The organism is Paraburkholderia adhaesiva (genome assembly GCF_021390575.1).
GTDB classification, from domain to species: domain Bacteria; phylum Pseudomonadota; class Gammaproteobacteria; order Burkholderiales; family Burkholderiaceae; genus Paraburkholderia; species Paraburkholderia adhaesiva.
This window is the reverse complement of record NZ_JAJEJQ010000003.1, coordinates 732,472-747,483: the sequence shown is the minus strand read 5'-3', so window position 1 is coordinate 747,483 and position 15,012 is coordinate 732,472. Positions and strand designations below refer to the sequence as shown.

10 protein-coding genes and 4 pseudogenes are annotated in these 15,012 nt (G+C 57.6%); 2 read left to right on the top strand and 12 right to left on the bottom strand.

The window, feature by feature from the left end:
- Positions 1–327: 327 nt before the first annotated feature.
- A complete protein-coding gene (locus tag L0U80_RS27385; protein ID WP_233873456.1) occupies positions 328–990 on the bottom strand; it encodes a response regulator in 663 nt (220 codons plus the stop codon).
- 648 nt (positions 991–1,638) lie between these two features.
- Positions 1,639–2,111 (bottom strand): annotated as a pseudogene (locus tag L0U80_RS27380) (transposase); the annotation flags it as partial.
- A 150-nt stretch (positions 2,112–2,261) separates the two neighbouring features.
- Between L0U80_RS27380 and L0U80_RS31860 the strand changes: the two are divergent.
- Positions 2,262–2,588, top strand: a complete 327-nt coding sequence (locus L0U80_RS31860) for an integrase core domain-containing protein (protein ID WP_373322309.1) — start codon at positions 2,262–2,264, stop codon at positions 2,586–2,588.
- 299 nt (positions 2,589–2,887) lie between these two features.
- On the opposite strand, the gene L0U80_RS27375 is transcribed toward L0U80_RS31860, so the two are convergent.
- The 10 genes and pseudogenes from L0U80_RS27375 to cydX all read right to left on the bottom strand — a co-directional run bounded on the left by L0U80_RS27375 (position 2,888) and on the right by cydX (position 14,192).
- Entirely contained in the window at positions 2,888–3,343 is a 456-nt protein-coding gene (locus L0U80_RS27375) for a Fis family transcriptional regulator (protein WP_233873453.1), read from the bottom strand.
- A 225-nt stretch (positions 3,344–3,568) separates the two neighbouring features.
- Positions 3,569–4,363, bottom strand: coding sequence for a hypothetical protein (locus L0U80_RS27370; RefSeq protein ID WP_233873451.1), 795 nt, complete (start codon positions 4,361–4,363; stop codon positions 3,569–3,571).
- Positions 4,364–4,858: 495 nt separating this feature from the next.
- On the bottom strand, positions 4,859–5,623 hold the full coding sequence (locus L0U80_RS27365) for a glycosyltransferase family protein (protein WP_233873448.1): 765 nt from the start codon (positions 5,621–5,623) through the stop codon (positions 4,859–4,861).
- A gap of 61 nt (positions 5,624–5,684) precedes the next feature.
- On the bottom strand, positions 5,685–7,433 hold the full coding sequence (locus tag L0U80_RS27360) for a B12-binding domain-containing radical SAM protein (protein ID WP_233873445.1): 1,749 nt from the start codon (positions 7,431–7,433) through the stop codon (positions 5,685–5,687).
- A gap of 307 nt (positions 7,434–7,740) precedes the next feature.
- Positions 7,741–7,881 (bottom strand): annotated as a pseudogene (locus L0U80_RS27355) (IS3 family transposase); the annotation flags it as partial.
- 12 nt (positions 7,882–7,893) lie between these two features.
- Positions 7,894–8,565, bottom strand: a pseudogene (locus L0U80_RS27350) (transposase); the annotation flags it as partial.
- A 158-nt stretch (positions 8,566–8,723) separates the two neighbouring features.
- Positions 8,724–10,577 carry a peptide transporter gene (locus L0U80_RS27345; protein WP_233873440.1) on the bottom strand — a complete coding sequence of 618 codons (1,854 nt, stop codon included), beginning with the start codon at positions 10,575–10,577 and terminating at the stop codon, positions 8,724–8,726.
- Between the two features lie 30 nt (positions 10,578–10,607).
- Entirely contained in the window at positions 10,608–12,149 is a 1,542-nt protein-coding gene (locus L0U80_RS27340) for a ShlB/FhaC/HecB family hemolysin secretion/activation protein (protein ID WP_233873437.1), read from the bottom strand.
- A 725-nt stretch (positions 12,150–12,874) separates the two neighbouring features.
- A protein-coding gene (locus L0U80_RS27335; protein ID WP_373322092.1) for an IS3 family transposase occupies positions 12,875–14,010 on the bottom strand; the annotation gives its coding sequence in 2 pieces (ribosomal slippage) (positions 12,875–13,755 and positions 13,755–14,010; 1,137 coding nt in all).
- 104 nt (positions 14,011–14,114) lie between these two features.
- Entirely contained in the window at positions 14,115–14,192 is a 78-nt protein-coding gene (gene cydX, locus L0U80_RS27330) for a cytochrome bd-I oxidase subunit CydX (protein WP_233873897.1), read from the bottom strand.
- A gap of 450 nt (positions 14,193–14,642) precedes the next feature.
- Here cydX and L0U80_RS31950 point away from each other — a divergent pair.
- Positions 14,643–14,879 (top strand): annotated as a pseudogene (locus L0U80_RS31950) (transposase); the annotation flags it as partial.
- Positions 14,880–15,012 lie beyond the last annotated feature (133 nt).

The window sequence follows — 15,012 nt, the reverse complement described above, 5'->3', positions numbered from 1 at the left end:
GGCTGGTATAGGTCACTCATCAAATCGCAGTGAAATTGAATAGGATTTGTCTCACGCTTGCCAAAAATTGATAGTTGTCGTGTTTTTATTTTGCACTACTTCATATCGAATCCGTTGCCGACGTGCAGTCCAACAGCGATGCAATGCCAGCTCCAACGAAGAAGCGGCCAAGATGACGAGATCCGGCGAACATGGGGTGAGCGCAGCTCTGTCCGGTGGACTCGGACCTGATATCGCGACGCACATTTTCAGATCCGTATCGTGAACCTGTGTAATCAACCCTGCGTTACTGAGGGGAATTCCAGATCACTTTCAGTCGTACGGCCCTCAAGCATCCGAAATTGTGGGGTAGAGCATCCCTGATTCGAACGCATACTGATACAGTTCTGCCTCGCGAGAAACTCCAAGCTTTTTCATCGCTTTCATCTTTTGCGCGCTAATTGTCTGTATCGATCGATGCTTGTATTCGGCGATTTCACTGATCGACATGCCAGACGTGAGCAATCCGATTACATCCATTTCACGCTGGGTCAACTCCTGAGACCTTGATTTGGCAACAGATGCACGACCCGCCGCCTTCGACGTGGCATCTCCTGCGGGCGGAAGATATACTGCGCCCGCGTAGACTGCATGAATGGCCAAGACCAGATGATCCATCTTTTCGCTCTTGTTTATAACCGAGCGAACACCAAGCTTCAGCAACTGCTTGACTACCGCTTGATTGCCGATCATCGTGAATACGATAATCTGCACATCCGGAAATCGTCGGTGAAAATCTTCGATTAACGCAAGGCCGTGACCTTTTTTACCATCGTGCAACGGAAAACCCGTGACGAGCACATCACATGCTCTCCCGCTCACAAAATTAACGATTTCCTCATAACTTCCCGCTGTACCGACAACACATATGGTTTTTATTTTGCTAAGAAAATATGACAATCCTGCAATAACCACGGGATGTTGATCGGCAACTACGACATCGATTTTCATAATACATTTACTCTAGGCATGGCAGAGGCAAAGCGCCGCAACCTATCCGGCCCACCCACACGCCGAAGATCGTAAGACGTCGGCCCGATGTTTCAAGTGCGTCGGCAGACGAGTGTCCGCAGCAGCGGCTTTAGCCGGATCGACGCGGATTCCGAACGGCGATACTCGACCGTCTGACGATGGCGCGAACACGTCCGACAGTGACGGTTTTGGCGCATCGCGTTCGATGACAACCGAGCGAATCACGATTCCTTGATAATGCGCTGTGCCATCGCGATCCTTAACTCCATGTTGACTCCACGGATAATGAATCCGGGACGAGCACATTGCGGTTCGAACGATTTCAACAGATCCACCGCTGCCGTGGAATTACTGGCAGCCTATTTCATAGCAAATAATGGCAATCGCGATTCCATAACAACCTCTGTGGAAACAATGCAATTTCCCATGGGTCGCTCTCAGTCCAGACTGACTTTCTCGCCGGCAGTTTCATCTAGCACTTTGATAATAATTTATATAACAGTTTCACTATTTCAATTTGGACCAGTATGAGATGCCTTTTAAATACGTAGTATTATTCAGACCCGGCCCGCGCCGGTCAGAAACGTCAATTATTCTTTAACCGCTGGCTCGCCCCCCTGCCGGTCCATAGACATGCTTCAGCCAACCCGCAATCTGCTCTGGCGACCACTGCAGTCGAAGCTTGCTGGCGACCACGCCGGCGAGTGTTCGATCGTGAGGAGCCGACATGTCTTTGGATGTCGTGCGCGCTCCCACGCGAGCTGGTCGAACTGGTTCGCCCGATAGCCCTCGCGCCCACCATTTCGCGGGACCTCGCGGCTGTTAGTAGATGGAGCGCGCCCTAGCCGGGCTGCTATGGACCGGATCGAGTGGCCGGCGACGACTGCGCGGGAAATCTCCTCTCGTTCGGCCAGCGTCAGCCTGGATCGTCGGCGCGGCAAGGGTTGAATTCCGCCCGTTCGCACCAGAATTCCCTGGACCGACGAATGGTTGCGATCAAATAGCTGCGCGATCTGGTAAAGCGTATCGCCTTTACGCCAGCGCTCGCACATTAGCGCCTTCTGGCTCTCGCTGTAGTAGATCCGGGGCCTCTGCTTGATTTGCAACACTTCTGCCGCTTACGCAGCTTCTACTGTGTTGCATCGATCGGTTGAACCCGCAGGGATATCTGGCCATTGAAGTCGACACCTCGCTGCCCGGGCTTCGCGTGAGCGAGGCGTTGCAGAGGCTGGCTGAAACGCGTAGCCTGCGTGCTTCGATTACGGTCGACAACGGTCCGGAGTTCGCCAGGAATCCTGGATGCGTGGGCTTACGAAGCCGGTATAACGCTGTCGCTCATCTGGACCGGAAAGGCAGTGGAGAACACCTGCGTCGAGAGTTTCGATGGACACTTCCCGAATGAATGCCTGAACGAGCATTGGTTTACGTCCAGCCACCATGCCAGTAGCTTGATTGAATCGTGGCGAATCGAGTGCAACAAGAAGCGGCCCCACAGCTCGCTCGGCTACGTGACGCCCAACGAATTTAAGCCGCGGTATTGTTCAACTGAAGCAGTCGAGGTCGTTCTCCAAGATTGAACTGGTCCGAAGGAATCAGGCGGTTCACCACCGATTGCTCAAGCGTTTATGAGGTGATGTCAAGAAAGGTTAGACCGTGGTTCGCAAAGTCCAATCAAGAAGCCGCACCTTCGAGTGCAAAAATCCGACGGAGGCGCCAATCAGCAAATCCCATCAGGGCCAGCGGCGACGCCGCACCACACTCCGGATGTACTGGTGAAATCGCTTCCTTTCTAACCATCGTGAATTGAAATCCTGGCAAAACTGGGGCAACCATTTACGTTTCTTGAGGGTACGCCTTCCTTCCAGCTCGACTCGCTCTAAACGTTTTCTGGTTGCTGAATTGCCATGGCAGATCGAGTTAGCCGCTCAAAACGTTCATTCGCGTCCAAAATCGCCAGAAGGCGGGTTTCGCGCAACAGCCGGTCATATTCGTTGATGATCGATGTCAGCGCTTCGATCGTGTCCGGGCCAACCTCGTGAGTGGCTGGGGATTTCCCTTGATCGAGCAGTTGAAGCAGCCCCCGCTCCGCACAATCGAGCACGTGCCGCTCAAGTTTGCCGTGACCGGCGTGCATCAGGAAGCCCGTCAGCAAAACAGTCTCTGACAGACATACAACGGTGTCACGTTCGACGTGCCCTCGCCGCACCGACTCAAGCGCGACCCTGATCGACAGAACGAGACTATCCGCCGTTGAGCGCTCCATTGGGAGGTAGAGTGCCTTGTTGTGCCTGCTTTGCAGCGCAAGAGATTTACGTTTTTTTGTGCGACTCATTATCTGCTTTGTTTGGCGATGCTGTCTGCCGACTGCCACGATTCATCGAAGATATCTACAATGCCAAGCGTTTGCACGCGGCGCTTGGCTACGTATCTCCCAACAATTCGAAGCAAAATTTATACTGGAAGCGGCTTTAATTCCTGACGCCAAGCGGTCCAGCCTTAGGGGTTCACTCCACGCTGGTTGCAATTCCGTGATAATCAACACCGAGTGCTTCGCAATTCAGCCCGCTTGCTTGACATTGGCTGTCTGTTCTGGAACTACGTGAAGCTGGTATGCGCCCGTTTCGAGCATTTTCGCGTAGCGTGCGGGCAGATGGGCGCTAACACAGCCGTCTTTGACTAGCGCCGGGTATCGGCAAATGACGTTATCAGGCTTTCGGGTATCCGTTAGATCCCAGAACACTGTGATGCCGTCTTTGAAGTCCACGCGCATGTGGAACTGCGGCGAGCCCTCCGAATAGCCAACATACTGTCGCGCTTTCGGCGGTTCGCCAGAAAATGGTCGCGCATCGAGAAAGCCGAATACTCCATCGTGCTGGAGCAGGTTCGTGTGCGCGTAAGGCCAGACCATCTCGCGAAGGAAAAATTGGTCAACGAAATGGTGATCTGCTGGCCGACGGCGCAAATATTCCACAACCAGATTCTGCATTGGCGGCATCGCATGGGCAACTGCGCCCCACATGCCCGCAAGCATCAACTCCGTATGGGAGCCGTGATCACGCATATGATGAAACAGCCGATCGCTCTCAGTCCACTCCTCAACCGCGGTGGCCTCGCGCGTGGTCACCACTGAATCGGCGTCGCGAAACAGCACGCGATGTACGTCCGGCAGATCGTAGGCCGCAAACCGCCACATCGTTCGCGGCCAGCGTGCGATATTGCTGTCGGCCACCTCAAGCACCATCGCGCCAGCGTTGCGCAACCTCTGCTTGACAGTCTCCGGCACGCTGTCGTCCACGTAATAATGACAGGTCCAGCCCGGATAGACCTGCGGTTGTTCAAGTGCGTTGATCACTGCGGTTTCGCAATACTTTGAACTGTCGCCGAAAAGCGAAAATGCGATGACGTTGTGCGCACGCGTCCGCGTATCGGGCGCAGGCGGCAGTGCCAATTGCGCGGTATGCCATGGCAGATCAGGGGGGCGAGTGAACGTTTGCGCGCGTGCATCCAGCGCCTTGTTGCCCCAATGGCGCACATGGGCTGGCATCGATTTCGCAGCCCACGCATGGGAAAGCGCATCGTAGGCCGCGAGGCTCTCTGAACCGCGTTCAAGCGCTGATAGTGCGCACGCGATCGCATCATCCCAGCGCTCCAGCTTAACGTTGCACGCAGCCGCGTCGACACGCGGCTGTATGAGATCCGGTGCCATGCGTAGCGCCGTGCGGCACGCGGCGAGCGCTTCGGCATATCTGGCGGCCGCGTACGCGTCGCGTACCTTCTTCGCAAGGGTCCTCAGCAGTGCGTTTTTGCCTCTGTTCACCGCGTTGTTTTTCATGTCCAGTTCAGTCTGTCATAAAGGTCGGGCGACGCTTCCCCGCAGATCCGCGCAGGCCAATCCTGAGTAAAAGTCGATGTCCTCCGGATCCATTGGAAAGTCGTCAAGTCTCATGGAGGTTCCGAGCGCCGGGTTCAGCAGATAACCGCGTTTGCGGACGGTATTACTGGAATGTGCAAGCGCAAGGTGGATCCGGCTCACGTCTGGATGCTGCGCGACGAAATCGTTGCAGATGAAAGCTCGCTCTTCACCACTGCGGGCCAAGCCGTCGTACGCGCGGGTGTCGAGCACGGCAGCCTTGTAACAGAGGACGCCATTACAGCTCGTTCCCGGCTTGACCGCTAGAACGCGCAGCACGCACCACTCCTTGAGAAAAAGATAGTAGTCTTCGCCGGAACCAGCAAAAACACCTTCGTGCACCAGGAGAAGCCGTGCCATGTCGGCGAGGTAACTGCGACCGTACCAGTCGTCGTCATCCATGCTGCAGATTATGTCCGCGCCCCATGCCCTCGCTTTCTCGTTCAGAGTATTGCGCTTGCCGCCAAGTGGCACCCTGTACGGTGTCCACATATACTCAACGCGGGGGTCCGTGTGCAGGAACCCGTTTTCTTGCGGCTGCGCGCTATCGTCGAATACAAACCAGCGCAGCGCAGCGAACGGATGCTGCTGATAGGAAAAGTATTTCCAGGTTTGTGCGAGAAAGCGCGATCGTTCGAAAGTCGGCGTCACAACGGCAACGCGTAGGGCATCAATCTCCTTGTCAAGTCGGTGAATAATCATGATTCAACCTAGGAATAACGAAGCCGCCTCGGAGCGGCCCCGGCTAATTGCGCTGACGGCGTCAGCAGCCGGGAGCTCCGATACCGCTGCGTGCGGGTATATCAAGCGCCCGCTGGTTCGGAAAGGCCCGGGACGAATCGCGCATGTCACCGATGCCGCGCTGTGCGTAAAGCAGCATTGCGTGGTCACGATAGTTCGCCATGGTCACCGCGTATGGATGGAACCTACGCAGAAAAGGCTGCACGGAGGCCAACAGTTCGGCCGCCTCGCGTTGCGTCATGCCGCTCGTACACTCATGCGCCCAACGGCCGCCGAGCGGCGTTTTCTTCGCTATCCACGCCTTCTTGATGCCGAAGCGCTCGCCGTTTTTGAAGATCGGCGAACCAGGTTCCAGCGCGAACGTCCCACGATGCACCGAGAAGATGTACTCCCGATTGCGCTCCAGGAAACGTAGGGTCTCCTGGAATTCTTCGCGCGTCTCGGTAGGAAAACCACATATCACGTAGACATGGTTCGCGATACCGGCGTGATATGCATTGCGCAGCACCAGTTCCACCTCTTCGATCCTGGTTCCTTTGTCCATAAGATCGAGAATGCGCTGTGTGCCGCTTTCGAGGCCCCAAAGCAAATATTTGCAGCCGGAGCGCGCCATTTTCTGAAGGATTTCGGGTGTAAAAGTTTTGTTCGGCTTGCTCAGCGCGTAGTACGAAATTTCAAGACCAGATTCGATAATCGCGTCGGCAAGTTTCGCGAAGTGTCCTGGCGCGATCATCTCGTCGACAAACGAGAAATGCCGTATGCCTTGCGCGACAAGACGACGCAACATTTCGATGGTGTGCTCAAGACCGTGTACACGATAGGTCAGTCCAGCGGACATGTAGTGCACGCAGAATGTGCAGCGCCGCCAATAGCAGCCGCGCGAAAGCAAGAGCGGCACGACTGGAACTGGAGAATAATAGCGATCTAGCTCTAGATCGGAGAAATCCGGGAAACTGTAAGCATCGATTTCACGCCGATATTCGGAAATGTTGCGTACAACCTTGCCGTCCTTCCAGAGGACGGCGCCAGGCACTCCCTCCGGAGAGCAGTCCTGTAGCAGGAGTTTCTTGAGCGGTTCCTCGCCGTCACCGTCTACAATCACATCGGCTGATTCCGGGTACCAACGCAAGAAATTTTCAGCGCCGGCCGTGAAACAACTGCCACCGAAGATCACTTTCTTGCGGGTATACATTCGCAGGAATCGGCCGAGCATGGCGCCGATTGGCAACTGCTGGTTGAAGATCATCGAGATGCCGTAACAATCGGCGTGCTCGTGCCAGATCTTCTGCAGCGCTTCGTCGACCAACCAACCTATCGGTCCACCGGGCGTCCAAGCGTCCGCCTCACGTCCAAGGCTCTCGCAAACAATTTTTGTCACTGCAAGTAACAGATTTCCGTAGCGATCGTATGCTTCGCCATCCAGATAAAATTCGTCCGGACCCTTTCCGCGAAAAAAATCTGAAATCCTTAGTAGATCTGCAACATCGGCAGCGCCGCGCGGGAGCGTGTTGGGTGCGAACTTGAGCGAGCCATCGCGAATGCGCTCAAATAGCACGCCGTAGCTCCAAATGTTGAGATCAATCACCTTGACTTCCCATTCTGGCAGCTCGCGCTCGATATAACCCTTGAGCAGCGGCGCACCGAGCGGAGGGGACGTCGGCATAGTGAGTGGCGGATAGATCAGCAGAAGCTTCTTCTTGTTCGCTGCCACGGCGTCAGCGTTCGGCGCCCGCTCTCTGCGGGGACAAAACTCAATCGATTGAGGGTTCATCTGTGGGTGCTCGACTGGTCCATCTAGGAAAATATTTGGCGACGAATATGATCGATATCGCCATCCGTTACGCCTCAAATGACCAGCGAGTAGATGCGTGCTTTTACAAAACAATGCATGGACGTCTTAAACTTATCGTAGACAACCTGCTCCGGTATACGTCTATGAAAGAGGTAAATTATCCAAATTACTGCAGGATCAAGAAACCTGACCACTGCAAATTATCAGCAAATAAATCTAGGAAATGTCTAATTTTTTCCGAAAACGGCTCTGTTAAGTATGAGCGCCCCCGCCTGCCAAACTTCGCGTTGTGTTGTGGCCGTATCCAGCTGTACCGGTACATCAGGTAGTGGCTGATATCTCGGTGTGCTTCCCGCGCCGACATGTAGCTCATTGACGGCAGCCATTCCGTCTTGAAACTGCGAAACAGCCTTTCCATTGGGGAATTGACGCTCCTATGTCAACCGGCGTGCGCTGATTCGGCCAGGTCGGCCAGAATGAGCGGGTACAGCTCCCTGACGATATAGCGCTTCCGGCAGCGGTGAATCTCCTTGTTCGACATGCCTTCCCTGGTTCGTCGCTCGACGTACGCCCGGGTTCTCGGATCACTGAGCATTCGCACCATGGCAATGGTCCACAGAGCGTTGTTTGCAGCCCGGTCACCCCCACGATTCAGGCGATGGCGGACGGTTTTCCCTGAAGATGCCTGCAATGGGCTCGTGCCACAAAGTGCGGCGAGTGCGGCGTCACTCTTCAAGCGTTCCAGATTGTCGCCCGCAACGGCAACAAGCACTGCTGCTGTTTGAGGCCCAACGCCGAATCGTTCCCTAAGCTGTCTGGCATGCTTGAGGGTCAGGTGTTCAAGCATTGCGTCGAGTGTCTTGAGCTCTTCCGCGAGCGTGAGGTAGCGCTTCGCTAGCAAGCGCAGCGTGGTTGCCAGAGTCTGCAACATAGGCGTGTCACCCAACGAGCGCAGCCGTGCGCAGTTGGCAACGCAGTCAGCGGTCTTTGTCTTCAGAAGACGTTCACGAATGTCCTGCGGGGCGCTCACCAGCAAGGCCCTCAACTGGTTTATCGCCTGCGTCTTGGCCTTGACGGCGCTGCGACGCGCAACGGAAACGGCGCGCATCGCTCCTGATACAGGCACACCCAATGTAATCGCGTGGCAGTCTCGCGGTCTATCGCCTCATTCTAGTTGCAGCGATGTCTATGAATCACACACGTAACCGTACTGCAAGGACGCGGAGGCAACACGTGGTTCTGCAACAGCTTCACCTGCGCTGTGTACCACTATTCGTGCGTCAGCAGTCCTTCCCACAACGTCTGCATGCGCTCGCCGAGGATCTCCGGACGGCCCTTGAAGATGAGCTTTTCGATGGCTTGCGGACCGGCCAGCTCGGCAGCAAGCCGATGACGCTCCTCAACGTTGTGGATCATCCGCAAGGCGGCCGCCTTGTAGTCCTCATGCGTGTCAGCAACCATCCATTCCGGAAAATCGAGCCGCCTGAACATCCCCTCGTCGATGTGCTCATGCACTTCCGGTCCGGTCTTGCATATCCCCACTAGCCCCGCCCAGACGGTATCCACGATCCCATTGGTATTGCCGAATGGGAACGGGTTCATGAACATGTCACAGTCAGCAATTACCTGCATGTAGCGTTCATAGTTCTGGTGCTTGTGCGTGACGGCTTTCTTGCCCACCAGCCGCCGGATGATGTGGCGGAGCTGCGGAAAGGTGATCCCGCTGGCCTGGCCTACGAGGAAGTGGAACTCCACCGGCACCTTCGCCTCACGCACGATATGGCCACACATGCGCAGGAACCCCGGGTTCAGCTTGATAATGGTAGCCGCCACCGCAATTCTGACCGTGTCCGGGGTCGCAGGCGCCCCCAGGTGCCCGCGCTCGAGCTTCATCTGCGTCATCGCTGCGGGGGGGCGGTACGGCATCCCATCGCGGGGAAGTTTCAGGAGCTTTTCGCTGAAGCACGCCTCGCTGCCCACGTAGTCCTCCTCCACGACGACAAAATCCATCGCGTGCCCGTGTGTCGTCGCCGGATGGCCCAGCGCCATCATCTGCAGCGGGGCAACCCGCAGGCATGCAAGAACCATAGTGGTCGGGAACATCCCGACGCTGGGCATGTACATGACCTGGACGTTACGGGTCTCACTCACCTCCCGTACATGCGCCACATGTTCCCAGAGGTGAGCGCCGCGGATCGGGATAAACTCGTGGAACACGTCCCTGCCCACTTCATCGACCCGGTCCTCGTAGCCCATGCCGATAAGGTGGAACCTGTCCCGCATGGCCACCATCGTCTGCGAGTGGGTGCGGTAGATCGAGTGGTTTTTGGAAAACCACTCCAGCACCACCAGGAGCACGGGCTTTTCTCCGTCCGCAGGTGTCTGCGCCGGGCGCGTCACGTCGAACAGCCCCAGGCTCGCCAGCTTGCGCTCGATCAGTGCATTGATGGAGCGCTTGATGTCGTGCTTGCCAGGCAAGTCGGCATAGGAGCAGTGCATGTAGGCATCGTGGATGACACCACCGGGCAACTGGTCCCATTCCAGCTCAGGCAGGCGTGGCGGCAGCCAGCGCAACAGCATTTCCCGTTTCGCGTGAGCCGAGGGCGAGGCCATCAGCCGCGTGGAAAGAATGGAAATAGCAAGGTTGGCCGCCCGCACCTTGTCGAATTCCCAGAAGACATCCCAGTCGAGCCGTACCTCGGAGTCGGTAAGGTAGAAGAGCTGGAACTTGCGCGATTCGGCGTTGCGCAGCTGCAGAATATGCTTGGCGTCCGACGCCGTGCCTAGCGAACGGAGGATGTGATCCGCATTACGGAAAGGGCTCGCCGAAAAGAGCGCCGACAACCACCGGTGAAACAATGCCAGGCGGGCTACGCCGAAGTCCGAGACCGAGAATTCGGGGTCCGTCGCAAGGGTGGTGATGGCGCTCGTCAGCCGCGTAAGCAGGTGATCGTCCATGATGTCGCCGGCCGATTCTGACTGCGCCCAGGTATCGATGTCCATCAGCACGCCGTAGTTGGCGTCGACGATCTCGAGCAACCGGATCAGCGTGCGCGCAGCCTGCTCGCGGTCGCGCCGGTAGGCGTGGTATTCGAATTCGTTCAGTGGAAACTTGTCTGCCATGATGTATCCAGAAAGAAAACGACGGGGACTCTAGTGATTCCAGGTCACTGCCAGCCAGTACTGCATGGGCTTGCGACCCGGTTCTACCCATGAATCGTCCGAAAAGCCGAACGCCTTGGAGACGGACACCGAGAAGGTGGCGCCGATGGGCGTCAGCCAGTCCACGCTCGCCCCGTATCCGGCGAGATGCCGGATATTTCCAACACCGGGTACGCCCGGAAAGGCTGAAGCCCAGTCCGGCCAGGGGCTGTGGTTCACACGCGCCAGCGCATAGTCGACAAAGAGCCCAGGCTGTATCTGGTGACCCGTCGCCACGGAGAACCGCCGGTACAAGCCCACGTTCACAATAACGCCTTCGTCGGCTGACGGCTCGTCGGTGGGGTATGCGCGAACTGCCGTCGGGCCACCCAGCGTGAGCTGCTCGCTCGGATCCAGGTTCCGGTCTGACAGCTGTGCCGTGATACGCCCGCTCAGGAAGAGATCACCTGGGCGGTTCAGGGCATAGGTCCCGAAGCCAGTGCCGGCCAGCTTCAGGTAAGTGCCGGCCCGGTGTGGCCCCGAGTCATTCGGATCATCGTTGCTCTGGTGGCCCAGGGTCAGTGCACCCTGGGCACTCCACACGTTCGTGCGCAACTGCTGCGCACGGTCGCCGTTGTTGGCAGTCAGCGAGAGCTGCACCGAGTCGAGTCTGGTGTGTGTCGCTACATTGAAATTGCTGAACTCCAGCGACGTATTGGTGTGCAGCATTGACAGACCACCCCAGACGTTGCGGTCTAGACCCCGCGTAAAGGGGTAAAGAAAGCCGGCGGAGAACGTGTCGGCCACACCGACCAGATCGGTCCCGCCCGCAAACACGGCATACTGCTCCCGGACGAAACCACCGGTCAGCCGCAGCCCGTTAGAGAAGACCGGGATGCTTCCAGCCAACGACCCGGTCCATGTCCGCTTGTCGGTCCCGGTGATCGTGAACGCGTACTCTTCACCGAGCCCGAAGTAGTTATTGGCCGAGACACCCAGCCCGGCGCGCACGCTGCCCGTAGTCTCGATCCCTTTGTTATCGACCGTGACGTTTGCTGAAACAGGCTTTCCCTTCTGCGTGACCGCGAAATCGACCTTCACGGTACCCGTGCCCGTGCCCGGCCCGAACCGCGGCGCACCGTCAAGTGCCACGCCGGGCAGATCCTGCAGCAACTGCGTGGTCCGCTCGAAACGCGAGGTCTGGAAGAGACACCCCCCGTCCAGTTTCACGGCCCCGCACAATGCATGCGTCACGAGGCGATAGAGCCGGTCGTCCGCCACGCGTGACTTGTTGTGGACGACGATCTCGCTTACACGGCCCGGAAAGGCCGTGAACACCATCTGTCCTGTCCGGAAATGGGACTCCCAGTCTTCCTGCGTCATCAGCACCTGGCCAAGAGGAAATCCCCCCTCACGCAGCGCGACAGTCAGACGTGCCGACCACTGGTCGACCTCCGGCAGCGTTGTGGGCAGTACGCCCTGATGCAGGGCGTGCTGCAGTGCCGCTTGGACGGTCTTTTCCTGAGGGCTTCCGGCCGGGAATACACGCACCATGACGGGTGCACTGGTAGTCAAAGCGGCCGGAGACGGCCCCAATTCCCCAGCCGGCGCGCAGGACACATTCATCGCCCATAGAAGTACCACGACCGGTCCGTTCGCCAGAGCAGACCACCGCCGATGTTTCGACCCATGGAAATCATACTGTCTACGCATACGCATGACTCATCTGTCTGGGGCAATCTGCACGTGCGAGCACATCACCCAAAACGGACACCATGTTCAGACACATTCGATCATCGACATGGTCCAAGAACTGGGCTGCGAACCATCTTCATGGCTTCGTATGGTCGCCGGAGTATGGTTGGCTACTACCTGGCCCTGGCAGAGAAACCATGGGGGAGCTCTGTGCCACAGCATGACCCCGATGTCGGCGCAGCGGACCCGCGCAACGTGATGAGCGAATATAACAGCCTGTCGGCAGCGGTGATCTGTAGCATGTGACGCGGACTCCGTTGCCTGAGTCACGATGTGGCTGCAGTCCAAAGTATTGCCATACTCGCGATACGGGTGTTTGGGGAATAAACACATCTCGCGAGCCATCGTACGCGCACTTCCAGTGCGTTGCACCCGTAAGCAGGGGAAATAGACGCCTTCCTTCTATTGGTGTCGGCTCGTAAATTGAACGCCTGCGGGTTAGCGTTTGTCGTTGCCCTCCTGGAGAGGTGGCCTCACTCGTTCGGACAGTCATCTGAGATTTTTAAGTGGAACGTCCGAGGCAATCATGCTGCCGATTTGATCGCAGGCAGCGTCGCGAAGTATGCCTCATCCGGGGTCTGATCCGCCAGGCTCGAATGGGGCCGTTTCCGGTTGTACAGCTCGACGTATTCGCCGATGGAGCGCCGGGCATGGCTGACCGACTCGTACGCTTTCAGGTAGACCTCTTCGTACTTGATGCTGCGCCACACCCGTTCGACGAACACGTTGTCGCGCCAGGCCCCTTTGCCGTCCATCGACAGCCGCACGCCCCGGCTCAGCACCGCCTCGGTGAACGCGCCCGCCGTGAACTGGCTACCCTGATCGGTGTTCACGATGTCGGGCAGTCCGTAGCGGGCGAACGCCTCTTCCAGCGCCTCGACGGCGTGCGTGGCTTCCAGCGTGATGGCGACCCGGTACGCGAGAATCTTGCGGCTCGCCCAGTCCACCACTGCCGTCAGGTACACGAAGCCGCGCGCCATCGGAATGTACGTCGTGTCGAGGGCGAACACCTGATTGGCACGCTCGATCTTCATGCCGCGCAGCAGGTACGGCCAGATCTTGTGCTGCGCGTTGCGGCGGCTCGTGTTCGGCTTGCAGTACAGCGCCTCGACGCCCATGCGCTTCATCAGCGTGCGTACGCGACGGCGACCCACCTCATGGCCTTCCCGGCGCAACAGGCGCGCCAGCATCCGCGCCCCTGCAAATGGGAACTCCATGTGCAGTTCGTCGATTCGCCGCATCAGCAACTGATCGACCTCGCTGACCGGCTGCGCCCGGTAATATGCGCTCGATCTCGCGATGCCAACCAGTCGCGTCTGTCGCGAAACCGGCAGCGCATGCGTACAGTCAATCATCGCTTTGCGCTCAGCAGTCCGGCTTTGCCGAGCGCTCCTGACAAAAAATCGTTCTCCAGCGTCAACTGCCCGATCTTCGCGTGCAGCGTTTTCACGTCCACCGGCGGATCGCTCGACGGTGCACCTGTCGCACCAAACACGTCTGCCGCACGCTCCTGCAACTGCCGCTTCCATTCCGTGATCTGGTTCGGATGTACATCAAACTGCTGTGCCAGTTCGGCCAGCGTGCGCTCACCTTTGACCGCTGCCAGTGCCACTTTCGCTTTGAACGCCGCTGAGTGCGTCCGTCGGGTTCTCTTCGTCATTTCCTCGGTTCCTTTGCCAGCATTATCGCTGGCTCAGGCCCCGGCCAAACCACTTATCCGACTGTCCGAATTTGCGCGGCCACCTCTTGGTTCGCCCTCTAACGCTAGTCAAGCCACATCGTGTTGACGACACTGAAGGCGAGCGCCACCCCTATGCCCAGAAACCAGCTGAAGTACCACACGCCCCCCTCCTGAACGTTTGGCAGGCCGAGAGACCGCTCATTGAAGCGCGCTCAGTGCAGCGGATTGCGCCTGTTCTCGAGGACGTCGACCGTGACTCTGCCGCGCAGGACACGGTACGCCGAGGTGGCGTAGACGAACTCTCCGGGCCGCCCTGGAGATATCCGACCTCAGCGTGACGGCGAAAGCGTGCATTCACCAAGCCGTGAAAAACCAGGGAAAAGACAAAGAGCGGAGGCTGGCAATTCTCCTCGTGGCAGCGCCATGGCCCCCCCGTGTTTTCCCGCGCGCTCGTTAAGTGTATGAGGAAATCCATCGGCGCCACGGTTTGCGCTGCCCGATGTCCGAAGGCGACAACTGCGATCAGAACGCATTGGCCGAGCGCGTCAACGGCATCCTGAAGAGCGAGCAGAACAAGACGGCATTTCACTGACGAATTCAAACGTGAAGCGGTGCCACTGTAGAAAGAACCCGGCGCATCGGTCGCGCAGATTGCCTAGGACCTGGGCGTCGGCGATTGCGTATTACGCCGCTGGGTTCGGCAAGCACGGGATGGCGCCATGAAATTGGATGCCAGCAAGCCGTTGCGCGCAGAGGCTCTCTCGGAGGTTCAACGCCTGCAGCGCGAATTGAAGAAAGTAAAGATGGAGCGCGACATCCAAAAAAATGTATGGTCTGCCCCGAATTTGCGGGTCACTGGTTTGCAGTTTCGACAGAACAATGTTTGTGTCAATGTATCCGGCCTGTTTGCGCAGTTCGAGGCTGCTGGCCATGATGGAATCCGCGCACACCAGGCCCAATAAAGCGTTCGGTCACTATGAA